Below are 22994 nucleotides of genomic sequence, written 5' to 3'. Positions count from 1 at the left end.
TCGGGGTACGGCGGACGCGCTCTCCGCTCAGGCGGGGCCGCGGCTGGCCCCGGGCGGGCGGCGGTTGGTCGGACTGAAGACAATCGAGGTGCCCTCGCCCAGCCGGGGGGCGTTGACCGAGTACGGCAGCCCGTTCGTACCGTCCGCCGTCTCGATGCCGATGGTGGCCGAGTCGCCCCGCTCGCGACCGCTGCCGTCCAGGTCCGCGTAGTTGAAGACGATCTCACCCCGTTCGGCGATCACCGCCTGGACGGAGATCTGCGCCGAGGTGTCCCCGGAGACGCCGACGTCGCGCCACTCCACCACGAACCGCCGGTTCGGCGCCGCACCGACCACCGCGGTCCGGACGCTCGAATCCTGCCGGGGCACCAGGTCGTCCCAGAACGGGTAGACGGCCGCGTTCGGCAGCTCCCTGCTCGGCAAGTCGCCGTTGGCCGGCCGCGCCCCGCCCGGGTCGGCGAACGAGACGAAGCCGTTGCTCGACACCCAGGCCGTGCTGTAGCTCTGGTTGCCCAGGCGGAGCGGGAAGGGCAGCGTGACCCGGTTGACGCCGTCGTCGGCGGTCGGCGGCAACGCGGTGCCCTCCGCCGCCAGCCACGGCCGACCGGTGACCCGGGTGCAGGAGTATCCGGCGGCGGCGCCGCACCGCCCCGTCCCGGAGTACGTCGCGCTCAGGGTGGTGGCGGTGGCCGGCGCCGTGATCACGTGCGTCGCCGCGCCCTCGTCGGACCACCCCTCGAACGTGTGCGGCATCGCGCCGGAGAGTTGCGAGGTCGGCGCGCTGACCGTGTTCGTGGAGCCGACGATCACCGTACGGGTGAACGGGGTGGTCCCGGTCGCGGCGCCGAGGCTCAGCCTCATCCCCGGCGGCGTGCTGTCGAAGGTGAGGTCCACGGTCCGGGGGTTGAGCCGCCGCACCATGGTGTTCGTCAGCCCCTTCCCGTCGATGGCCGTCAGCTCCAGTTCCAGGTACGACGGGTAGTCGTGGTCCGGCGCCACGAAGCTGCCGGACGCCACGCCGGACCAGTCCTGGATCTGGTGCGTGTGGCAGTTGTCGGTCGACTCGCAGTGCCGCATCCGCAGCTTCCAGGAGAGCGCGGAGGCGGGCAGGTCGCCCTGCTGCGGGTCGGTGGCGTGGCCGGTGAAGCGCAGCCGGTCCCCGACCCGCCATTCGGTGCCGCCGACGGGGGTGTCGATCACCGCCGTGGGGCCCTCGTTGCCGGGCTGGATGGTGACGGTGGTGCTGGCGGAGACGCCCAGGGTGTCGGTCACGGTGAGCTTGGCGGTGTAGCTGCCGGCGCTGGTGTACCGGAAGGTCGCGGTCGGCGTGGTGGCGTCGACCTTGCCGTCGTTGGTGAAGTCCCAGCGGTAGCTGAGCCGGCCGTCGTCGGCCGGGTCCGGGTCGGTGGACGAGGTCCCGTCGAAGCTGACGGTGAGCGGTACCTGACCGCTGTTCGGCGTCGCGGTGATCACCGCGGTCGGCGGCTGGTTGCCGAGGAAGTGCCGGATCCGCCGGACGGTGCCGCCGAGGTCGACGTAGTAGAGCTCGCCGCCGGGGCCGACGGCCAGGTCGATCGGGCTGGCGGCGCCCTGCCCGAACGCCTCCAGGTTCGTCGGGCTGGGCAGTCCGCCCGGGGTGTCCGGGCGCATCACCCAGATGCAGCCGCGCGAGTAGTCGGCGACGAAGAGCGCCCCCGCGTACGTCGCCGGGTAGCTGCCCCCGCTGCCGGGATAGAACGCCAGCCCGGAGACGGCGTCGCCGCCCGAGGCGCAGTTCTCCCCCGGCACCACCGGCGTGGTGTGGTGGTACGTGTAGTACGGCGCGGTCTGCCCCGCTCCCCGGTAGAGGTTCTCGCAGAGGCCGAGGTTGGCGCTGGCGTAGCTGGCCATCCGGTTCGCGCCCTCGAAGCAGGGCCAGCCGAAGTTGGTCACCCCGGCGGTCGGGTTGGTCAGCCGGTTGACCTCCTCCCAGGTGTTCCATCCGACGTCGCCGGTCCAGACCTCGCTGGTGCCCGGCCGGATGGTGAACCGGAACGGATTGCGCAGGCCGTGCCCGACGATCCGGCGGGTGTTCGGGTCGGCCGAGGAGATCATCGGGTTCTTCGGGGCGGCCTGCCCGGTCTGCGGGTCCAGCCGCAGCACGGCCCCGTCCAGCCCGGTCGGGTCGGCGGCGCTGAGCACGTCCTGGGCGCGCAGCGCGCCGCCCTGGGCCGACGGCGGTGCCATGGTGCCGCCGGGCGGGTCGGCACAGGGGTTCACCGGATCGCCCAGTTGGCCGTAGTCGACGGTGCTGAAGCTCGCCCCGTCGCCGGCGGTCGCGTAGAGCATCCCGTCGGCGCCGAATCGCAGGTCGCCCAGGGAGTGGCTCGGATACTGCTGGCACCAGTCGTGGATCAGCACCTGCTCGGTGCCGGTCGTGACGTCGCCGTCGGCGCGCAGCCGGGAGAGCCGGCCGGTGACGACGCAGCGGCCGTCGTTGGCGTTGCCGCAGGTGTCGTGCCAGACCGGCGCCGTCCGCCCGGGCGGCGCGTCGTAGGTGTAGAGCACGTAGACCCAGGGGTTGGCCGGGAAACCCGGGGCCAGCGCCAGCCCGAGCAGTCCCCGGTCCCACATGCACGTCGGTGGAGAGGTCGGCGAAGACCGTCGGGGTCGGGTCGGCCAGGTCGGTGAAGACCTTGATCCGGCCACCCTTCTCGGCCACGAAGACCCGCCCGTCGGGGGCGAACTCGATGTTCGTCGGCTGGTCCAGCCCGGCGAAGACGATCTGCTCCTGGAAGCCGGTCGGCAGCGTCACCGCCGCCGCCGAGCGACCTCCCAGCGGGATCAGGACGCTCGCCAGCAGCGTCAGAACCAGGCCCAGTCGCGTGCCACGACGGCGGCGCATGTCGTACCCCTCCCCAGGTGGTGCGGGCGCCGGACGTCTGCGCACCCCGCACCCGCCGGCACAGGGTAATGACCCGCGCAAGGCCGGGTCGAGCCGGCCGGGGGGCGCGAATACGGACGAAGATCGATGAATCAACGTGCTCCCGGCACGCCGGAAGGCCTCCTGTCAGCCATTTATCGCAATTAGGGCCGCCCGGCCCGTCGGCGCGCGGATGAACGAATGAAGGAACAATCCCCCGATCGGTCCTGACCTTGTAAGTAACTCGACAACATCCGCGAATCACGGCTTCTTGCCCGTGCCGATCTGGTAGAGCAGTGTCTGAGTAGGACATCTTGACTGTGGAATATCTCGGTGTGCGAGCACACCGGCATTCGGTCGCGGCGTGGTCGACACGTCGCGACCTTCCATCGAAAACGTCGTCCGAGCTGCGCGGATGGGAGTTAGAGATGGCCGATCGACGCCCGCACGTGGTCATCGTGGTGGTCAATCTGCCCGCCGAACGGGACCGCCGGGTGATCCGGGAGTGCCAGGCCCTGGAGGCGGCGGGCTACCGTGCCTCCGTCATCTGCCCACGCGGTCCCGAGCGGCCCACCGTCCTGCCCGGCACCCATTCGACCGCCGTCCGTTCCTTCCCGCAGCCGCTGGCCGGTCACGGGGTGCTCTCCTTCGCCGCCGAGTTCGCCTGGGCATTGATCGCCGTCACAGCCCGTCTGCTCGGCCTGATGCTGCGGACCCGGGTGGACGCCGTACAGGCGTGCAACCCGCCGGACATCTTCTGGATCGTCGGGCTGCTGATGCGGGCGCTGGGCCGGCCCTTCGTCTTCGACCACCACGACCTGAGCCCCGAGCTGTACGAGTGCAAGGCGGAGCGCCCCCGGCCGAGCGTGCTGTGGACGCTGCGGCTGTTCGAGCGGCTCTCCTGGCGCTGCGCGACCGCGGTGGTGGCGACCAACGAGTCCTTCCGGGAGCTGGCCCTGGCCCGGGGCGGCTGTCCGGCGGAGAAGGTGGTGGTGGTCCGCAACGGACCGGCGCTGGCGGAGGTGCACCGCGGCGCACCGGCGACGGCGGACCCGCGGCACAAGGTCGTCTACGTCGGCGTCATCAACCCGCAGGACAACGTGGAGGCCACCGTGCTGGCCGCCGAACGGCTGGTGGGCCTGCGCGGTGCCGACGACTGGCAGCTCGTGGTCGCCGGCGACGGGGAGAGCATGCCGGCACTGCGCCGGCTCGCCACCGAGCGGGGGGTCGACGACCTGGTCCGGTTCACCGGCTGGCTGGAGGCCGACGAGGTGGACGCGCTGCTCTGTTCCGCGTCGGTCGCCATCCAGCCGGACCGGCCGAGTCCGATGGCCGAGATGTACACCATGGCGAAGACGGTGGAATACGTCGCCCGGGGGGTGCCGGTGGTCGCCGTGGACCTGCTGGAAACGCGCCGTACCGCGGACCGGGCCGCGAGCTATGTGTCCACGGGCAGCCCCGACGAGTTCGCCAAGGCCATTGACCAGCTTCTCAGCGACGAACAGGCCCGGGAGGCGATGAGTGTGGCGGGCCGGAAGCGTTTCGTCGAGGAACTCGCCTGGGATCACCAGGTGAAGTCGTACATCCGACTGTGGGATCGATTGCTCCGCCCGTCGCCCAACGGCTACAACCAAGTTTCACACGGTAACGGGGCCGATGCCGCGCGTCTGTCCGCCTGATCCGGGATCAACGTCCTCCGCCCACTGAAGGGGCCGCCCGATGGACCTTCTCGACCTGCTGAAACTGATGTTTCGGCGGTGGTACGTCTCGGCTCCGGTCGTCGTGGTGACGCTGGGCGCCGCCCTCGCGTTCGGCCTGGCGATCCAGCCGGAGTACAAGACCGAGGCGGCGATCCTGCTCGTCCCGCCGACCACCACGGCGGCACCGGACTCGGAGGCGGCCCCGCGCCCCGGCAACCCGTGGCTGCGGATCGGCGAGAACGCGATGGCCCAGGCGGTGCAGATCTCCACCTCTGCGCACGACGCCCGGACCCGGGTCGCGGCGGCCGGCGGCGATCCGGACTACGAGGTCGGGCTGGTCACCCGCAGTTCCATCCTGACCGTCACCGTCGTCGCCTCGACCGAGGCGAGCGCCCGGACGACGGTGGTGGAGGTGACCAGGCTGATCAACGACGAGGTGGCCGGCCAGCAGGCGCAGTACCGGCCGAATCCGGGCGAGCAGATCACCACGGAGGTACTCGACCCCGGGCTGAACATCGTCCAGTCCCGCTCCAACGTGCTGCGGGCGCAGATCGTCATCCTGGCCATCGGGGTGCTGCTGGCCGCGGCCGCCGCCGTCGGCTACGACGCGTGGTCCCGGCGCCGGGCCACGGCCCAGCTCGGCGGCCGTCGCGGTGCCCGCAACTCGATCGCCTGGAACCACGGTCAGGCGGTTGTGGGCACCTCCCGGTCGGCCGCGACCGCACCCCGGGTGGGTCCGGGCCCGGGCGCCGGGGCGACTCCGGGAATGCGGGCGCCCGGCGCCGTCGGTGGCGGGCGGGACACTCCCCAACCGACCGGCGTGGCCGGCCGCCCCTCGCCGGGGCAGGCCGTCGAGGGCCGCGGTGGGCAGCGCGACCGCACCGGAGAGCGGGGGCCCGGCCAGTCCGCCGAGGATCGCCCGGCCGGCCCGGCCGGCCGCGAGCGGGGGGCACCGCACGCCGGTCCGGACCGCCTGCCCGGGCAGGCCGGCACCGACCGGGTGCCGCACCCCGGCGCCGAGCGGGCGCTCGCGCACCCGGGCGGCGAGCGGGGACCGGGCCGTCCGGTCGACGACCGGGCCGGCGAACGGACGAACGGGGGCTCGCAGCGCCGGGCCGACCACCGGCACGCCGTCCAGTCCGACGAGACGATCCTGCTCACCGTGGTCCGGGACCCCGCCGACGAGCCGAACCCGTGACCGGCGGGCACCCCATGAGCGCCGGCTGACGGCGTACGGACGAAACGAGGGACGTGCCGACCTACCTATCCGCGCGGCGATCCGCCACGGTGTACGACGGCATAGCCCCCGCCGTACGCCATTTTCCGGACGCGACGGCCGTGGTCGTCGCGTCGGTCGTGCTCGCCTACCTGCTCCCCTCCCGACTGGTCTTCCCGCCCCTGAGCGACCTGGGCAAGCCCGGGCTCGTGGTCGGCTTCGGCCTGCTGGTCTGGTGGGCGCTGAGCCGGCTGCACCCGAGTCTGGTCACCCGCGGCCAGCAGCCGATGCGCTGGGCCATGGCGATCTACCTGGTCAGCCTCCTGCTGTCCTATCTGGCCGGTCAGGCGCGGGGCATGCCGCCGCTGGAGGCGAACGGCGCGGAGCGGACGCTGCTACAGGCGCTGGCCGGCGCGGGAGTGCTGCTCGCCACCGCCGACGGGGTGCTGGCCCGGGACCGGATCGACAAGATCCTGCGCTGGCTCTGCTGGGGCGGCGGGTTCATGGCCGTCGTCGCGCTCGCCCAGTTCGTCCTCCGGATCGACCTCACCACCTACCTGAAGCTGCCCCCGCTGCTGGCCTTCCACAAGGAACCGGTCGGCTTCGTCGACCGGGGCGGCGGCGGCCTGGTCCGGGTCGCCGGGACCGCCGGGCACTACATCGAGTTCAGCGTGCTGATGGCGATCGGGCTCGTCGTGGCGATCCACTTCGCCCGGTTCGCGCCGCTGCGCCGGGACCGGCAGGCCTACGGGGCGCTGGCGATGCTCCAGGCCGCGGTCATCCCGATCTCGCTCTCCCGTACCGGGGTGCTGGCGCTGGCCGCCGCCCTGCTGTTGCTGGTCCTCTTCTGGCCGCTGCGTACCAGCTTCAACGTGCTGGTGGTCGGCTGCTTCCTCACCGCGCTGATCCAGGTCGCCCGGCCCGGCCTGCTCGCCACGCTGAAGTCGCTGCTGCTGGCCGGCGAGAGCGACCCCAGCGTGCAGGGCCGGCTGGAGGACTACGAGTACGTCGCCCCGTTCTGCTCATCGCCGAACGCCCGTGGCTCGGCCGCGGTGTGGGCACCTTCCTGCCCGAGCTCTACCAGCTCCTGGACAACCAGTGGCTGACCACGATGGTCCAGGGCGGTTTCGTCGGCGTACTCGGGCTGGCGCTGTTCTTCCTCTCCGGCGTGGTGGTCGCCGGCCGGGTACGCCGGTTCGCGCGTACCGAACGGGACCGTGACCTGGCGGCGGTGCTCGCGGTGGCGATCACCGTCGCGGCGCTCTCCGGGTTCACCTTCGACTCGATGTACTTCACGACCTTCTTCCTCACCGTGCACCTGCTCCTCGGGCTCACCGGGGCGCTCTGGCGGCTGACCAGGGCGGAGCGCACCAACCGGATCGAGGCGGGCGGAGCGACATGACCGAGGCGGAGGTGGACGCCGTGCCGTACCCCGACGGCGGCATCGACATTCTCATGATCACCTATGACCGGCCGGAGTACGTCCGCCTGTCCCTGCCGCACCTGCTGGGGACCTGCCCGCCGGACGCCCGGGTCTGGCTCTGGCACAACGGCACGGACCGGCCGACCGTGGCGGCGGTGGAGGAGTTCCGCCACCATCCCCGGGTCCACCGGTTCCGGCACAGCGAGGTCAACGCCGGGCTGACCGAGCCGACCAACTGGCTGTGGCGGGAGTCGACCGGGGCGTTCCTGAGCAAGGTCGACGACGACTGCCTGCCCGACCCGGACTGGCTGGCCACGCTGCGCCGGGCGCACCGGGACGTGCCGGAGTTCGGCGTGGTCGGCAGTTGGCGCTTCCCGCCGGAGGACGTCGACGAGACGCTGGTCGCGGCGAAGCTGGCCGACTATCCGGGCGGGCACCGGCTGCTGCGCAACCACTGGGTGCAGGGCAGCGGCTACCTGCTCAAACGGGAGGTGCTGCGCCAGGTCGGCCCGCTCGCCGACGGCGAGACCTTCACCGCCTGGTGCCTGCGCGCCGCCCGGTTGGGCTGGGTGAACGGCTGGTACCACCCGTTCCTGCCCGAGGACCACATGGACGACCCGCGCAGCCCGCACACCATCTACCGGACCGACGCGGACTTCATGGCCCGTCGCCCGCTCTCCGCCAGGCGTACCGGGGTGACCACCGTCGCGGAGTGGACCGCGCAGATGCGGCACTCCGCCCGGGTGGTCCAGGCCGCCCCGCTGGACCTGCGGGAGTACCAGGGCTGGCGGCTGCGCCGGCGCAACGCGACCCGCCGGATCCGGCTGGCCCTGACCGGGCGCGCGCCGTGGTGACCAGCGTGGTCGTCGCCGCGCACAACGAGGCGGCGCTGCTCGGGCGTACCCTGCGCACGCTGCTGGCCGACGCCCGGCCCGGGGAGTTCGAGGTGGTGGTGGTCGCCAACGGCTGCACCGACCGGACCGCCGAGGTGGCCCGGTCGGTGCCCGGGGTGCGGGCGCTGGAGCTGCCCGAGCCGTCGAAGCCGGCCGCGTTGAACGCGGGCGACCGGGCGGCGACCGGGTTCCCCCGGATCTATCTCGACGCCGACATCGCGCTGACCACCGCCGCCGCCCGCGCGCTCGCCGCCGCGGTCGCCGGGCCGGAGGTGCTGGCCGCCGCGCCCGGCCGCCGGCTGGACACCACCGGCCGTCCCCGCCGGCATGCGCCCTATCACGCGGGTCGATCGACGTTCCCCGCGAACTGGGTGACCCTGTTCGGCGGCGATCGCCTGCTGCGACGGCGGCCCGGCCTGCTCCGTCCTCGACGCGTTCATCCTTCGGCCTGCTGTTCCGCCCGACGAGGTGCGAGGTGATCAGGTGTCCACGGTGGTCGCCTGCTGGCCCGCACGGCGTCGCCGATCTCGATGCCGGCTGGCCGAAGTCCGCCGGCACCAGCGCCGCACTGCGGGCCGGCAACGGCACACCACCCACCGGCAACGGGGCACGACCGGCCGGCAACGCGGCACCACCGGGCGGTGCCGGGCAGGTCCGGCCGGCCCGACGGGTCTCCTGGCTGGTCGACGTGGTGCTGCCCCGGCCCTGGCTGCTGCCGGCCGGGTTCTGCTGCTGCTGGACGACCTCGGCTGGCCGCCGCCTGCGCCTGCTGGAACGCCGGCCTGGAGCTGGGGCGGACGAGCTAGCCGGCTGCCGGCGCAGAGCGGACCGGCCCGGTGAGCGACCCGGTCACGCCCGCGGTGAGCGTGGTCGTGGTGTCGTACCAGACCCGCGAGCTGATCCTGACCGCCCTCGCGACCCTGCGGATCGCCTGCCCCGGCGGTTCGTACGAGGTGATCGTGGTCGACAACGCCTCGACCGACGGCTCGGCGGCGGCGGTCGCGGCGACCGTACCCGAGGCGCGGGTGATCCGGCTGGCCCGCAACGTCGGCTTCGGCCGCGCTGTCAACGTCGGCGCGGCCCAGGCGCGCGCCGACTGGCTGCTGCTGCTGAACCCGGACACCGAGCCGGTCGGCGACGTGATCGGGGAGCTGCTGGCCTTCACCCGGGCCCATCCCGGACACGGCATCTACGCCGGGCGCACCCTGCACCCGGACGGCACCGACGACGGCCGGTCGGTCTTCGGGACGCCCTCGCTCTGGGCGTCGTTCTGCTTCGCCACACCGGCCTCTCCACGGCCTTTCCCCGGTCCCGGTTCTGCAACCCGGAGGCCCTGCCCTGGCTGGACCGCTCGACGCCGGCCCGGGTACCGGCCGCCTCGGGCTGCCTGCTGCTGGTCCGGCGGACACTCTTCGCCCAGCTCGGCGGCTTCACCCCGGACTACTTCATGTACAGCGAGGACGTGGATCTCTGCCTGCGTGCGACCGCGATCGGCGCCAGCCCGGTGCTGGTGCCGACCGCGCGGGTGCTGCACGTGGGCGGTGCCGCGTCCACCAGCGCCGGGAAGCGGGTGATGCTGCTGCGCGGCGAGGTCACCTACCGGCGGCTGCGCTGGTCCCGGCCCCGGGCGGCGGTGGGCCGGGCGCTGCTGGTGGTCGGCGTCGCGATCCGCGCGGCCGGCGGCCCGGCTCACCGGTCGGGCCGGCTACTGGCGGGAGGTGTGGCGGCAGCGTCGCACCTGGCTGGCCGGCTGGCCGCCGGCCGCCGAGCTTCCGGCGGTGGAGGTCGCCGAGATCGTCGCGCCCACGGCGGCGCCCGGGACGACCGGGCGGCCCGGCGGCGACGGCGTCCCGGACGCTGGCGCGGAACGGCACGTCACCCCGTCCGCCTGACCCGATCGTCCGGGCGCTCGACGGCGGTGCTCAGCGGTGGTGTTCGGCCTGCGCGACGATCCGGCGGGCCCGGGCCGGCGGTACGAGCAGCTCCGTCAGCACCCTCGTCAGGAACTCGTCGCGGGTGGCCGGCGTGTCCGGGCCCGGGTGCCGGACGTCCACCACCATCATCGCGCCCAACCGGACGTACCCGACGGGACGGAAGAACCGGCCGGCACGGTCGTACTCGTACATCAGAGGCAGGGCGGTGGAGCGGTCGATCCGCAGCACCGCCGCCCGCATCGGGCCCGAGCCGCTCGCCGTGCCCTCGGCAGAGGTGCCACCGGTGTCGCCCGGCGCGGAGTACCCATCGGGCGGCCGATAGCCGCCGTGACCACCGGGCGACCCGTAGCCGCCGTAACCGCCGTAGCCGCCGTAACCGGTGCCGGGGCGGGGGCGGACCGGACGGACGTGCTGGGGCGCGATGGCGCCGGCCAGCAGGGAACTCGGGATCGAGGCGAGCGCCATCCCGCCGGCGACCGCCCAGGGGCTCGCCCAGAGGGCGTGGCCCGCCCAGGCTCCCGGACCCATGCCGAGGGTGGCGACGGCGGTGGCGAGCGGGTCCCTCGAATCGATCCGCCCCAGCAGGGCCGTGCCCACGCCGAGGATCGCGCCGCCGACGGCGAAGCCGACGAAGAGCCCGACGGCCCGGTCGAAGCCGGTCTCGCCGTGCCAGACCCCGAACGCCGCGCCGGCGGTGCTGCCGATGCCGAGCATCAGGGTGCGCAGGCTCTCCGCAGTCTCGTCCATCGGTCCGAAGACGAGGTTGCCCGCCCCCGCCCCGACGGCGTGTCCACTGAGGAGCGCGCAGAAGGTGCCGATCACGGCTCCCGTCCAGGAACCCAGCTCCGCGCCGACCCAGGCGCCGGTGACGCCCCAGCCGATGATGCCGATCGCCCGTACGACGCTCTCCACGGCGCCATGATCCCGGGCGGGGGCAGTCACCGCATCCGGCGTTGCCGCAACCGGACACCGGACCGGGCGGAAACCGGTCGGGGCCGGTGACCCGGCCGGCGGTCCGCCGGCCGGGTCGGTCGATCAGGACTCGTCGGCCCGACGCCGGTAGCGGAACACCATGATCCCGCCCAGTACGACCATCAGCGTGCCCGCCGCCGTCAGCACGGGAACCAGGTCCATCCCGGCACCGCTGCCGGTCACCGGCAGGGCCGTCCGGGTGGGCGTCACCGTGCCGGTGGGCCGCCCGGTCGGCGTGCCCGTCGGCGTGCCCGTCGGCTGCCCCGTCGGGGTTCCGGTCGGCTGCCCCGTGGGGGTTCCGGTCGGCTGCCCGGTCGGGGTGGCCGTCGGCGTACCCGTGGGCTGCCCGGTCGGGGTGGCGGAGCCGGCGCCACCGGTTCCGCCGGGCGCGGACCGGCGCGGTGATGTCGTTGGTGTCCAGGGTCCCCACCGCGACCCGTCTGGGCCAGCGCCCGACCCTGGAGGTCCGCGCCGGTGTTCAAGGTGATCGACGTCTGGGCCAGGATGTTGCCCACGAAGTCGGTGCCGGTGCCGAGGGTGGCGGAGCTACCCACCTGCCAGTAGACGTTGCAGGCGGACGCCCCGTTGACGAGCACGACGCTGCTGTTCGAGGCCGTGGTCAACGTCGAGGCGATCTGGAAGATGAACACCGCGGCGGGATTGTTCTGGGCGTCCAGCGTCAGCGTGCCGGTCAACTGCGCGGCACCGATCCGGTAGACCCCCTCGGTCAACGTCAGACCGCCCAACTCCGCCGGCAGATTCGTGAACGGCGTCCGCCCCGCCGCATCGTTGTACGCCGTGGTCAGGTCGTTCTTCGCCTGCAACGCGACCGCGTCGGCAAGATGGATCTCCCCCAGCACCACCCCGGGCGGAAAACCCGTCGCCGTACTGCCCGGATGCACACCGAGGTCCTGGGCCACCTGCAACGCCACCGAAGAGAGAGAGCCCCCCCCCGGTGTTGGTGACCGTCGAACCGGCCAGGATCGAGAAGTCGGCCGCCGTCCCCAGATTCACCGGCGCGATCTGCGCATTCGCCCCCGTCATGTTGAACAACAGGACGGCGGCTGTGACGAGGGACGCGAGCGCCCCCATCGCGCCGGCACGACGGCCCGCCGGTGCCGGGAAACGGTTTCAACGGTCATGACACGGAGTCCTTCCTGGATACTCGACATGCATCATATGCAGCGATATATCCAGGAATAGGACAATACGAAATAATGGGCGAGCCGGACCGGCGGTCGATGACCTCGGCCGGTCAGCCCGCCTGGTCCGGTCGACCGTCCGGTGCCGCGGAGGTGCGGCCGTCCGGGGCCGGCGCCGTCCGGTCGGCGAAGGCGGCGACGGTGCGGTCGGCGTACGCGCTGGCGTCGCCGGTCTCCATCGGACCGTCCCAGGTCGACGGCAACGGCGGCGCGACGTCCGGGTTGACCCGCCGGACCACCTCGTCCAGCACGGTCTCGGCGTCTCCAACCCAGAGGTGCTTGGCCCCCGGCACGCCCACCACCTCCGCCTGCCCGACGGCCGCGAACCGGCGCCGCGCCTCCTCCGGGCGCAGGTAGTCGTCGAACTCGGGCACCAGGGCGGTGAGCGGCTTGCCGGAGCGGGCCCACTGCGCCAGGTCCTCGTCGGTGGAGAAGCGCAGCGGCGGCGAGAGCAGGATCGCGCCCACGATGGCCGGGTCGCAGCCGTGCTTGAGGGTCAGATCCGTACCGAACGACCAGCCCAGCAACCAGATCGCCGGCAGCTCGGCGAACTCCGCGTACTCGATGGCCGCCGCGACGTCGTACCGTTCGGCGTTCCCGGCGTCGAAGGTTCCCTCGCTGGTGCCGCGCACGCTGCTGGTGCCCCGGGTGTTGAACCGCAGCACCGCGAGATCGGCCAGGGCGGGCAGCCGCCAGGCGGCCTTGCGGAACACGTGGCTGTCCATCATCCCGCCGTGGGTGGGCAGCGGGTGCAGGCAGACCAGGGTGGCCACCGGGTCGCGATCCGCGGGGAGCGCCAGCTCGCCGACCAGCCGCAGGCCGTCGGCGGTGTGCAGCTCGATGTCCTCGCGACGGGCGGGCAGGATGCTGGTGGCGCGGATGGCGGGACTCACCCGTCCAGTCTCGCCCGGATCAGCGGATCTTGCCGGCCGGACCGGGCCGGCGTGACGAAGATCCCGGGTCGCACCCCGGTCCCCCCTGTCGCGGACCGTCCGGGCGGCGGGGCGACGATCGCCGAGGGTGGCCCGGCCGGACGGTCGTCCGGCCGGGCCCGGAGATCAGGACCTGCCCGTCCGTCGCCGGTAGCGGAACGCGATGGCCCCACCGAGGGCGACCAGGGCGGTTCCGATGGTGGCCAGGACCGGGACCAGCCCGCTTGCGCCGTCCTCACCGGTGACCGGAAGGAGCGTCGGTCTGCCCGTCGGCCTGGCGGTGACCGTGGCCGTGGCCGTGGGCGTGACGGTCGGCTGCCCCGTGGGCGTCGCCGTGGCCGTGGGCGTCGCGGTGGGAGTCGCGGTCGGGGTCGCCGTGGGTGTGGCGGTGGGTGTTGCCGTGGGCGTGGCCGTGGGTGTGGCGGTCGGCGTTGCCGTGGGCGTCGCGGTCGGCGTGCCGGTCGGCTGTCCCGTGGGGGTCGCGGTGGGCGTGGCCGTGGGCGTCGCGGTCGGCGTGGCCGTGGGTGTGGCGGTCGGGGTGGCCGTGGGCGTCGCGGTCGGGGTGGCCGTGGGCGTGGCGGTCGGCGTCGCGGTCGGGGTGGCCGTGGGGGTCGCGGTCGGCGTCGCCGTGGGCGTGGCGGTCGGCGTCGCGGTCGGGGTGGCCGTGGGGGTCGCGGTCGGCGTCGCCGTGGGGGTGGCGGTCGGCGTACCGGTCGGTTGCAGGCAGACCGGCGCGGTGATGTCGTTGGTGTCCAGGGTCACCGCACCCGTCTGGGCCAGCGCCCGACCCTGGAGGTCCGCGCCGGTGTTCAACGTGATCGACGCCTGCGCCAGGATGTTGCCCACGAAGTCGGTGCCCGTGCCCAACGTGGCCGAACTACCCACCTGCCAGTACACGTTGCACGGTGACGCCCCGTTGATGAACACGACGCTGCTGTTCGAGGCCGTGGTCAACGTCGAGGCGATCTGGAAGATAAACACCGCGGCGGGATTGTTCTGGGAATCCAACGTCAACGTCCCGGTCAACTGCGCCGCGCCGATCCGGTAGACCCCCTCGGTCAACGTCAGACCGCCCAACTCCGCCGGCAGACTCGTGAACGGCGTCCGCCCCGCCGCATCGTTGTACGCCGTGGTCAGGTCGTTCTTCGCCTGCAACGCGACCGCGTCGGCAAGATGGATCTCCCCCAGCACCACCCCGGGCGGAAAACCCGTCGCCGTACTGCCCGGATGCACACCCAGGCCCTGGCCCAGAACGCTCGGCCCCGTGTTGGTCACCGTCGAACCGGCCAGCACCGAGAAGTTCGCCGCCGTCCCCAGATTCACCGGCGCGATCTGCGCACTCGCCCCCGTCATGTTGAACAGCAGCACCGCGGTGGTCACCAGCGCCGCGACTGCTCCCAGCGCCGGTACGAGCGCGCGGTCTCGACGACGATTCGCTTTTACCGCCACAAAACGGCCCTCCGTGGGTGCGCTCGCCGAGCGTCACAGAGGACACTTACCGGCCAAAAAGCACAGACAACCGACATAAGCTGACATCACTTGAAGGCAGCTTAGGTGACAAGACCCCACGAAGGGCGAGAATCGGGCATAAGTTACCAGGTTTCGCTGGAGTCTCAGCCGTACCGGGGCGCGCTGCGGGAGCGCTCGACCCCCGGGCCGCGCCGCTCCCGGGCCCGCCAGCAGCCGTTGTGCCAGTGTCGGCGGTCGGTCAGGTCACCCCGGCCGTCCGCCGGCCAGGCGACCAGATGGGCGACGCCCGGCCGGATCTCCTGGAGGCAGCCGGGGCACCGGTAGGTCTTGGTCGCCCCGCCACCCGGAATGGCCCGTACCTGCCACTCCCCGTCCCACCACCCCTGGACGGACTCGACGCCGCGACGTACCCGGTCGCCGTCCAGCGGAGCGGCCGCTTCGGGGCGGGGGCGGTTGCGACGGGGACTCACGTCAGCAAGCGTACGGGCGCCACTGCGGGACACCGGCACCCGACCCGAGCTGCGATTACACCGCAGAGTGTAGCTGTCAGATCACGGTCAGCAGCGGACCGATCTCCCCAAAAAGGGTCTAGCGTCCGCAAACAGGGCTGGCCAGACCGCTCGCCCCATTCGCTCTCAGGGGGACCCATGCGGAGGAAGCGGGCAGTCACCCTTCCCGCTCCGGCCCCCGTGGCCGGCGTCGGCAGGCCGGTCCCCGCCGCCCACGGTCGCACCGACCGGTTCACCTACCAGCTCGTCGAAGAGGGCAGCCGCGGCAGCGCGACCGCCACCATCAGGTTCCCGGCCTGAGGCCGTCCGGAACGCGTCGACAGAGGGAGGCGCCATGTGGCGCAAGCGAACCGCCATCGCCGCAGTGCTGCTCCTCGTGGCCACGCTGGGCGGCGCCGGCCCGATCGCACCCTCCCTGGTCCACGCGGGCGGCCGGGGCGAGCAGATCTTCGGTGACGCGAACGGCGACGGCCGCACCGACCGGATGACGCTGGGCATCGTCCAGCCGGACTTCTGCTCGGTGATCGTCGAGTACGGCGTGGCCTCGGGCGGCTACGGCACCCCCTCGGCAGCGGTCTACCTGCGGCCCGGCGGCTCCGGCCTGGGTACCCGGTGCCCGGAGCTCGGGGTGGCGGTGGACCTCGACACCGACCGCCATCAGGAGCTGGTGGTGGCCTGGTACCCGGGCCCGCCACCGACCGTCCCCTACAACCTGCTGGTGCTGGACAACGACTTCCATCCGTTGTTCGGCCTCGTGCAGGCGATCTTCTCGCCCTACTACCTCGGCACGGCCGACTTCAACGCCGACGGGCGGCAGGACGTCTACTCGGTCACCGACCAGGGGCAGGGCATCGAGACGTACCTGAACCTGGGCAACGGCACGCTGACCCACGGGCCGGCGGAGTGGTGCGCCAGGCCGCTCGAGTACCAACTGCGGGACTTCGACCTGGACGGCGCGATGGACCTGGTCAATAGCTACATCGAACGCTGCGAGCCGGACTTCGCCAGCGGGGTCGCGGTGGTGCTGGACGACGGCACGACCCAGGAGTTGCAGTACGACCCGTTGGGGCTGGAGACCTGGACCACCCGGGTGGTCAACGCCAACGGCGACCGGATCCCCGACGTCCGGACGGTGTCCCGGGTGACCGGCGAGACCGAGTACTTCATCGGCATCGGCGGCGGCCGGTTCGTCCAGTCGCCGAGGGCCAACACCGACACCGTCCACCTCACCGGGACGAGGGCGGTGACGATCGACGTGCTCGCGAACGACCAGGCCACCAGCCAGGCACAGGTCACCATCACCGTCCCGCCGAGGTACGGCACGGCCCGGGTGATCAGCGGCGGCCGGATCGTCTACACGCCCCGGGCGGACCACGGCACGACCGACCGGTTCACCTACCAGCTCACCGAGGGCGCTCGCCGGAGCAGCGCCGTCGTATACGTCCGGTGGACCGGATAGCCGACCCGGTCCCGGGTCGGCGAGCCCTGAGGAGGCGGGCCATGAAGGGTAGGCGGATCGCCGCGATCACCGTGGCGGTGGCCGTGGCGACGATCGGCGGCGGCCTGAGAGGTACCCGCGCCGTCGCAGGTTGGCCCGGTGAGGTGATCAGCGCCGACCTGAACGGGGACGGGCTGTCGGACCGCGCCGCGCTCCGCGCCGTCATGGGGGCGGCGGTCGCCTGTCAGGTGGTGGTGAGCCTGGGCCTGCCCGGCGGCGCCTCCGGGCCACCACAGCCGTACACGTACCTGTCGCTGCCGGCCGACGAGCCCAACTGTCCGGACATGGGGGTGGGGCTCAACCTTGACCCGGACACCCCGGCCGAACTCGCGGTGGCCTGGTTCGCCGGGCCCCCGTCGACGGTCGCCACCACCCTGCTGGTGCTGGACAACTTCCGGGTCACCCACGGGTTCAACACCCTCTTCCAGCCGAGTTACATCGGCACCGCCGACTTCGACGGGGACGGGCGGCAGGACATCTACGAGTGGACCGACCAGGGGCAGGGCTTCGCCACCTATCTCAGCACCGGCACCGGATCGCTGGTACCCGGCCCGATCCGGCACTGCGCGGGCCCGCTCAGCCACCGGCTCGCCGACTTCAACCGGAACGGCGCGATGGACGTCGTGATCGCGTACATCGAGGGGTGCGGCGACTACTTCAGCGGGGTGGTCGTGATCCGCGACGACGGCAGCCCGGTCCATCTGCACGCCGACGTGGAGGGTCTGGCGAGCTGGACCGTCGACACCGGTGACGTCAACCACGACGGCCTGGCCGACGTGACCACGTACAACCAGACCACCGGCGAGATCACCACCTTCATCAGCCTCGGTACCGGCACGTTCGTCCGGTCGCCCCTGGCGGTGCGGGACTACCCGACGGTCAGTGGCGTCAGGGCCACCAACATCGTGGTGCTCGCCAACGACTACGCCAGCGACCGGGCCCGGGTCACCATCTGGACCCCGCCCCGGCACGGCACGGTCAAGGTCACCACGAGCCGCACGATCATCTATACCCCGAACCCGACCCACGGCACGACCGACTCGTTCGTCTACCGGATCACCCAGGACGGTAAGACGAGCAACGCCGCGGTCAGCCTCCGGATCATCGGCTGACCCCCGACGGCCCGGCCGGTCCGAGCCGCCGTAACGCCCGGAGGGCGCCATGTGGAGAACACGGATCGCGGCGGTGACCGCCACGGTAACGATCATCGCGGTCGGCGGGGCGGTCGCCACCGCCCGGGCCGACGGGCCGGGACGGCCGCTGTACGGCGACCTGAACGGTGACAACCTGCTCGACCGGGCCTGGCTCGACGACGCTCCACCGCGCGGCTGCGCGGTCCGGGTGGAGTTCGGCAGGCCCGGCGGCGGCTACCTGCCCGCGCGCGAGTACACCTATCCGGGGCCCGGCGGCGGCGCCTCCACCGCGTGCCCCGACCTGGGCGTGGCCGTGGACCTCGACGGTGTGGGAGGGGCCGAACTCGTCGTGGGCTGGTTCAACGGCCGTCCCGGCGGGGCCGGCCCGGATCTGCTGGTGCTGCGGGACTTCAGGGTCTGGACCGGCTTCCGGGCGATCCGCCGGCCCAACTTCATCGGGCTGGCCGATTTCAACGGCGACGGACGGCTGGACCTGTACGCGTGGACCGACCAGGGTCAGGGGCTGGCCACCTACCTCAACGACGGCACCGGCACCCTGCGCCCCGGTCCGGTGCGCTACTGCGGGGCTCCCATCGACCACCGCCTCGCCGACTTCGACCGGGACGGGGCGATGGACGTGGCCATCGCGTACGTCCGCGGCTGCGCCAGCGGCTCCAGCGGGGTGGTGGTGGTGCTCGACGACGGCACCGTGGTCCCCCTCCAGTCGGCGGCGGGCGGCAGGCCGAGCTGGACCATCAACGTGCTGGACGCGGACCGCAACGGCGTGCCCGACGTGCTCACCTACTCCCAGTCCACCGGGCAACCCGCCACCTTCCTCGGTGTCGGCAACGGTACGTTCGTCGCCTCGCCCCTCGCGGTCCGGGACGCCCTGACGGTCAGCGGCCGGACTCCCACCACTGTGCCGGTGCTGCGCAACGACTGGACCAGCCGGCGGGTGGCGGTCAGCATCGTCACCCCGCCCACGGTCGGCACCGTACGGGTGGTCGCCGGCCGGACCGTCGTCTACACCCCGGGCACGGTGCCGGGGGTGACCGACCGGTTCGTCTACCGGATCACCCAGGACGGGCGGACCAGCGACGCCGTCGTGATCCTCAAGGTCGTGCCCTGATCCGGGGCTGTCGTCCGCCGGGCGGCATTCGCTGTCACATTACGGTCAGCATGCATACTTTCCCCCCTAGTTGGACATAACCTCCATTACAGAGAGCCGGTACGCCGCGGAAGCGGGTCACGGCCGAGGAGGCACCATGTGGAATCGACGCATCATCGCCCTCGCCGTGACGGTCGGCATCGCGACCCTGGGTGCTGCCGCGCCCGCGGCCCAGGCCGGCTGGCAGGACGAACCGATCATCGCCGACGTCAACGGGGACGGGCTGGCGGACCGGAACACCCTGGGTTTCCTGCCCGGTCCCGGCCAGTGCGCGGTGCTGGTCGAGCTGGGCCGGCCCGGCGGCGGCTACGGGCCCGTCCAGTCCTATCCGTACCTGTCGGCGCCGTACTGCCCCGACATGGGCGTCGGGCTGAACCTCGACAGCGACGCCCCGGACGAACTGGTGGTCGCCTGGTTCGCCGGCCGGCCGCCCTCCGTCGCCAGCGACCTGCTCGCGCTGGACTCGTTCCAGGTCTCGGCGGGCTTCGACACCATCTTCCAACCCAGCTTCATCGGCACGGCCGACTTCGACGGCGACGGGCGCCTGGACGTCTACGAGTGGACCGACCAGGGCGACGGCTTCGCGACGTACCTCAACACGGGCACCGGCGCACTGGTGGCCGGCCCGGTGCACTACTGCTCCGGCCGGCCGGACTACCGGCTCGCCGACTTCGACGCCGACGGCGCGATGGACGTGACGATCGCGTACGCCGAGGGCTGCGCCGGGCACTTCGCCGGCGTGGTGGTGGTGCTCGACGACGGCACGGTGCTGGACCTGCACGCCGACCCGGACGGCGACGACCACTGGAGCGTGGAGGTGGCCGAGGTGAACAACGACGGCATCCTCGACGTGCTGACCCACAGCGACGTGACCGGGGCCGACACGGTCTTCCTCGGCACCGGCGACGGGCGGTTCGTCCGGGCACCGGTCGCGGTCCGCGACTATCCCACCGTCCCCGGCGCGAAGTCCTCCGGCATTCAGGTCAAGGCGAACGACTACGCGACCAGCCGGGCCCGGGTCACCATCCTCGTCCCGCCGACCCACGGCACGGTCAGGGTGACCACGAACGGGACGGTCGTCTACACCCCGCACCGGCAGCACGGCGGGACCGACCGGTTCGTCTACCGGCTCAGTGAGGGCGCCCGGAGCAGCAACGCGACGGTCAGCCTGCGGATCCGGGACTGACCGGGGTGGCCGGAGCGGGCCGCCCGGTCACCCGTCGGTGTGGTCGCGTCACCCGTCGGTGCGGTCGCGTTACCCGTCGGTGTGGTCGCGGAAGCCTCGACCGCTCCGCCGGCCCAGGCGGCCGGCCGTCACCAACTGCTCCAGCAAGGGCGCCGGGGCGAGGCCGGGCTCCCGCGACTCGCGGTAGAGCCGGCGCTGGAGGGCCAGCGCCACGTCCAGGCCGACCTCGTCGAGCAGCTCGAACGGGCCCACCGGGTAGCCGCAGCCGAGCTTCATCGCGTGGTCGATGTCGTCCACCGTGGAGTACGACGCCTCCAGCATCCGCACCGCGTCGTTCAGGTACGGCAGCAGCAGCGCGTTGACCACGAAGCCGGCCCGGTCGGCGCAGACCACGGCGGGGCCGCCCAGCGCGGCACAGACCGCCCGCGCGGTCGCGATGGCCTCCACCGAGGTGCGGACCGTCCGGACGATCTCCACGAATCCACCGGTCGACGCCGGGTCGCAGAAGTGCAGCCCGAGCACGTCCGCCGGGCGCCGGGTCGCCATCGCCAGCTCGACGACCGGCAGCGCGGCGGTCGTGGTGGCGAGCACGGCGCCGGGCCGGCAGATCTCGTCGAGGCGGGCCAGCAGCTCGCACTTCGCCGCCGGCTCCTCCTCCGCCACCGCCTCCACCACCAGGTCGACGTCGGCCAGGTCGTCCAGCGCGCTGCGGCTCGCCGCGACCACCTCGTACCCGGCCCGGGTGAGGCGTTCGACGATGGCGTCGGCCGTCCGACCCGGGCCCACCACCCCGATCCGGGCGACCGGACGGGCGACATCGGTCCCCACCGGCTCCGACGGCGGGGCCGGCTCGTCGGGTACGACGGTGCCGGAGCCGGGGCCGGCGTACCGGTAGAAGCCCTGGCCGGACTTGCGGCCGAGCAGCCCGGCCGTGACCATCTGGCGGAGCAGCGGCGCCGGGGCGTGCCGGCGGTCCCGGCCACCCCGCCGGTACATGGTCTCCAGGATCTCGTACGCGGTGTCCAGGCCGATCAGGTCCAGCAGCGCCAGCGGGCCCATCGGCAGTCCGCAGCCCAGCCGCATGGCCGTGTCGAGTTCCTCCCGGCCGACGTGCCGGGCCTCGAACATCGTGACCGCCTGGTTGAGGTAGCCGAAGAGCAGCGCGTTGGCGATGAAGCCGGCGCGGTCGCCGATGGTCACGTCGACCTTGCCGAGGCGGGCGCAGAGCGCCTCCACCCCGGCCACCACGTCGTCGGCGGTGACCACCGTACGGACCACCTCGACCAGTTTCATCACCGGCGCGGGGTTGAAGAAGTGCATCCCGACGACCCGCTCCGGCCGGGTGGTGGCCACGGCGATCTCGGTGACGCTCAGCGAGGAGGTGTTGGTGGCCAGGATGGCCGCCGGCTTGCAGACCGAGTCCAGTTCGCCGAAGAGTCGCCGCTTGAGTTCCAGCCGCTCGGGCACCGCCTCGATCGCCAGGTCGACGTCGCGCAGCGCCGCCAGCCCCACCTCGAAGCGGACTCGGCCCAGCAGCGCGTCCCGGTCGGCGGCCGTCAGCCGGCCCCGGGTCACCGCCCGATCGGTCGACCTGGTCAGGGTGGCCCGGCCGCGCTCCAGGGCGGCCTCGGTGATCTCGACGGCCACCACGTCCAGCCCGCCTCGCGCGAAGACCTCGACGATGCCCGCGCCCATCGTGCCGAGCCCGACGACGCCGACGCTGGTGAGGCCGGCGCCGCTCGTGCCGGCGGTGCCGCTCGTGCCGGCGGTGCCGCTCGTGCCGGCGGTGCCGCTCGTGCCGGCGGTGCCGCTCGTGCCGGCGGTGCCGCTCGTGCCGGCGGTGCCGCTCGTGCCGGCGGTGCCGCTCGTGCCGGCGGTGTCGGCGCTGTCGGCGCTGTCGGCGGTGTCGGCGGTGTCGTCACCGGTGAACTCGGGTGCCACGGCACTCCTCCCGCTCGGGTCCGGGGCGACCGGTTGAACCGTCGCTCAGGTACGGGCGGAGTCTGCCACGTCCACTCCGCCGGCCGGTGCCCACCACCGCCGGTTGATCAGCTCCAGCAGCGCGGTGGCCGGTTCGGCCGGGGTGTCGGGGAGCCACCTCCGGACGCGGTCCGCCGGACCGGTCCGCCACCCGCGGGCCGGGTCAGCGCAGGGCGAGGTGGCTCCAGGTCGCCCAGCTCGCGAGCACGAGACAGCCGGCGAGCACCGCGGCACCGCCGATCAGCACCAGCATCCGGCGGGACCGCCGGGGCGTACCCATCAACTGGGTTGGTCCGTGCAGCGCGCCGCTCGGGGACGCGGCGGCCCCGGCCGGCGGCGGGGTGCCGGCGAGCGGCGGCGCGGCGGCGGCCGCGAGGGCGTACCGGAAGGTGCCGACCGGGTCGGTCGCGGCCGTGCCGGGGTCGAAGAAGCGCAGCTCGACGTGGCCGACCCGGATCCGGTCCCCGTCCCGCAGCTCGGTGCGGCCGTCCAGCCGCCGGTCGTTCAGCCAGGTGCCGTTGGTCGACCCGGTGTCGGCCAGCAGTACCCGACCACCGACCCGCTCGACCGTGGCGTGCCGGCGACTGACCTTCGGGTCGTCCAGCAGGACGTCCGCGCCGTCCTCCCGGCCGATTCGCCGCAGCCCCGGGCGCAACCGGAAGCTCGCCCCCCGCAACGCGCCACTGGCCACGGTCAACAGTGGCAGCAGATCCAGCTCGTCGGACATCGCGCGCCCCAATCGCAGGCGTCCGGCCGGCGCGGCAACGCCGGCTCCGCAGGTCAGCTTCCCATCCGTCGGCGCGCCCCGGCACGTCCTGGTGGACCGAGTCGCGTCGACGGCGAGCCGATCCGGCCCGCCGGTTCGGCGGATGGCCG

The 22994-nt window shown here is 73.0% G+C and carries 22 protein-coding genes; 13 read left to right on the top strand and 9 right to left on the bottom strand.

Going from position 1 to position 22994, the window contains the following annotated elements:
- Window positions 1-27: 27 nt before the first annotated feature.
- Window positions 28-2613, bottom strand: a complete 2586-nt coding sequence (locus ACQEUR_RS04870; RefSeq protein WP_433025780.1) for a PQQ-dependent sugar dehydrogenase — start codon at window positions 2611-2613, stop codon at window positions 28-30.
- A 717-nt stretch (window positions 2614-3330) separates the two neighbouring features.
- Here ACQEUR_RS04870 and ACQEUR_RS04865 point away from each other — a divergent pair.
- The 8 genes from ACQEUR_RS04865 to ACQEUR_RS04830 all read left to right on the top strand — a co-directional run bounded on the left by ACQEUR_RS04865 (window position 3331) and on the right by ACQEUR_RS04830 (window position 10026).
- Window positions 3331-4581: a glycosyltransferase family 4 protein gene (locus tag ACQEUR_RS04865; protein ID WP_433025777.1), complete on the top strand. Its 1251-nt coding sequence runs from the start codon at window positions 3331-3333 to the stop codon at window positions 4579-4581.
- Window positions 4582-4621: 40 nt separating this feature from the next.
- Complete coding sequence (locus ACQEUR_RS04860) at window positions 4622-5800, top strand: hypothetical protein (RefSeq protein WP_433025774.1); 1179 nt, start codon at window positions 4622-4624, stop codon at window positions 5798-5800.
- 53 nt (window positions 5801-5853) lie between these two features.
- Window positions 5854-6924, top strand: a complete 1071-nt coding sequence (locus tag ACQEUR_RS04855) for a hypothetical protein (RefSeq protein ID WP_433025771.1) — start codon at window positions 5854-5856, stop codon at window positions 6922-6924.
- Window positions 6873-7220: a hypothetical protein gene (locus tag ACQEUR_RS04850; protein WP_433025768.1), complete on the top strand. Its 348-nt coding sequence runs from the start codon at window positions 6873-6875 to the stop codon at window positions 7218-7220. Before ACQEUR_RS04855 ends, ACQEUR_RS04850 begins: the two co-directional genes overlap by 52 nt.
- Window positions 7217-8095, top strand: a complete 879-nt coding sequence (locus ACQEUR_RS04845; protein WP_433025765.1) for a glycosyltransferase family 2 protein — start codon at window positions 7217-7219, stop codon at window positions 8093-8095. The genes ACQEUR_RS04850 and ACQEUR_RS04845 overlap by 4 nt, the downstream gene beginning before the upstream one ends.
- Complete coding sequence (locus ACQEUR_RS04840; RefSeq protein WP_433025762.1) at window positions 8089-8613, top strand: glycosyltransferase; 525 nt, start codon at window positions 8089-8091, stop codon at window positions 8611-8613. The genes ACQEUR_RS04845 and ACQEUR_RS04840 overlap by 7 nt, the downstream gene beginning before the upstream one ends.
- A gap of 357 nt (window positions 8614-8970) precedes the next feature.
- Complete coding sequence (locus ACQEUR_RS04835; protein WP_433025759.1) at window positions 8971-9708, top strand: glycosyltransferase; 738 nt, start codon at window positions 8971-8973, stop codon at window positions 9706-9708.
- A gap of 144 nt (window positions 9709-9852) precedes the next feature.
- Window positions 9853-10026 carry a hypothetical protein gene (locus ACQEUR_RS04830; protein WP_433025756.1) on the top strand — a complete coding sequence of 58 codons (174 nt, stop codon included), beginning with the start codon at window positions 9853-9855 and terminating at the stop codon, window positions 10024-10026.
- A 30-nt stretch (window positions 10027-10056) separates the two neighbouring features.
- Here the strand turns inward: ACQEUR_RS04830 and ACQEUR_RS04825 are convergent, their stop codons facing one another.
- The 6 genes from ACQEUR_RS04825 to ACQEUR_RS04800 all read right to left on the bottom strand — a co-directional run bounded on the left by ACQEUR_RS04825 (window position 10057) and on the right by ACQEUR_RS04800 (window position 15114).
- A complete protein-coding gene (locus tag ACQEUR_RS04825; protein ID WP_433025753.1) occupies window positions 10057-10980 on the bottom strand; it encodes a hypothetical protein in 924 nt (307 codons plus the stop codon).
- 123 nt (window positions 10981-11103) lie between these two features.
- Window positions 11104-11202 (bottom strand): LPXTG cell wall anchor domain-containing protein, encoded by a 99-nt coding sequence (locus ACQEUR_RS04820; protein ID WP_433025750.1) that lies wholly within the window; start codon window positions 11200-11202, stop codon window positions 11104-11106.
- A 44-nt stretch (window positions 11203-11246) separates the two neighbouring features.
- A complete protein-coding gene (locus ACQEUR_RS04815; protein WP_433025747.1) occupies window positions 11247-11972 on the bottom strand; it encodes an ice-binding family protein in 726 nt (241 codons plus the stop codon).
- 323 nt (window positions 11973-12295) lie between these two features.
- Complete coding sequence (locus ACQEUR_RS04810; protein WP_433025744.1) at window positions 12296-13135, bottom strand: alpha/beta hydrolase; 840 nt, start codon at window positions 13133-13135, stop codon at window positions 12296-12298.
- A gap of 165 nt (window positions 13136-13300) precedes the next feature.
- Window positions 13301-14554 carry an ice-binding family protein gene (locus ACQEUR_RS04805; protein ID WP_433025741.1) on the bottom strand — a complete coding sequence of 418 codons (1254 nt, stop codon included), beginning with the start codon at window positions 14552-14554 and terminating at the stop codon, window positions 13301-13303.
- Window positions 14555-14787: 233 nt separating this feature from the next.
- A complete protein-coding gene (locus ACQEUR_RS04800; RefSeq protein ID WP_433025738.1) occupies window positions 14788-15114 on the bottom strand; it encodes a hypothetical protein in 327 nt (108 codons plus the stop codon).
- Between the two features lie 177 nt (window positions 15115-15291).
- On the opposite strand from ACQEUR_RS04800, the gene ACQEUR_RS04795 reads away from it, so the two are divergent.
- From ACQEUR_RS04795 to ACQEUR_RS04775, 5 genes are all read left to right on the top strand, one after another.
- On the top strand, window positions 15292-15453 hold the full coding sequence (locus ACQEUR_RS04795; RefSeq protein WP_433025735.1) for a hypothetical protein: 162 nt from the start codon (window positions 15292-15294) through the stop codon (window positions 15451-15453).
- A 34-nt stretch (window positions 15454-15487) separates the two neighbouring features.
- Complete coding sequence (locus ACQEUR_RS04790; RefSeq protein WP_433025732.1) at window positions 15488-16612, top strand: FG-GAP-like repeat-containing protein; 1125 nt, start codon at window positions 15488-15490, stop codon at window positions 16610-16612.
- 41 nt (window positions 16613-16653) lie between these two features.
- Window positions 16654-17763, top strand: coding sequence for an FG-GAP-like repeat-containing protein (locus tag ACQEUR_RS04785; protein ID WP_433025729.1), 1110 nt, complete (start codon window positions 16654-16656; stop codon window positions 17761-17763).
- Between the two features lie 49 nt (window positions 17764-17812).
- Window positions 17813-18913, top strand: a complete 1101-nt coding sequence (locus ACQEUR_RS04780; protein WP_433025726.1) for an FG-GAP-like repeat-containing protein — start codon at window positions 17813-17815, stop codon at window positions 18911-18913.
- Window positions 18914-19049: 136 nt separating this feature from the next.
- Complete coding sequence (locus tag ACQEUR_RS04775; RefSeq protein WP_433025723.1) at window positions 19050-20138, top strand: FG-GAP-like repeat-containing protein; 1089 nt, start codon at window positions 19050-19052, stop codon at window positions 20136-20138.
- Window positions 20139-20207: 69 nt separating this feature from the next.
- On the opposite strand, the gene ACQEUR_RS04770 is transcribed toward ACQEUR_RS04775, so the two are convergent.
- Both ACQEUR_RS04770 and ACQEUR_RS04765 read right to left on the bottom strand, forming a co-directional pair.
- A complete protein-coding gene (locus tag ACQEUR_RS04770) occupies window positions 20208-22079 on the bottom strand; it encodes a 3-hydroxybutyryl-CoA dehydrogenase (protein ID WP_433025720.1) in 1872 nt (623 codons plus the stop codon).
- A gap of 202 nt (window positions 22080-22281) precedes the next feature.
- The gene (locus ACQEUR_RS04765) at window positions 22282-22845 is read right to left on the bottom strand and encodes an FHA domain-containing protein (RefSeq protein WP_433025717.1); all 564 of its coding nucleotides are present in this window, start codon (window positions 22843-22845) and stop codon (window positions 22282-22284) included.
- Window positions 22846-22994: the final 149 nt, after the last annotated feature.

Source organism: Plantactinospora sp. CA-290183 (assembly GCF_050936375.1).
In the GTDB taxonomy this organism is placed as follows: domain Bacteria; phylum Actinomycetota; class Actinomycetes; order Mycobacteriales; family Micromonosporaceae; genus Plantactinospora.
Note: the sequence above shows the minus strand (reverse complement) of the source record. Positions and strands in the feature narration are given on the sequence as shown.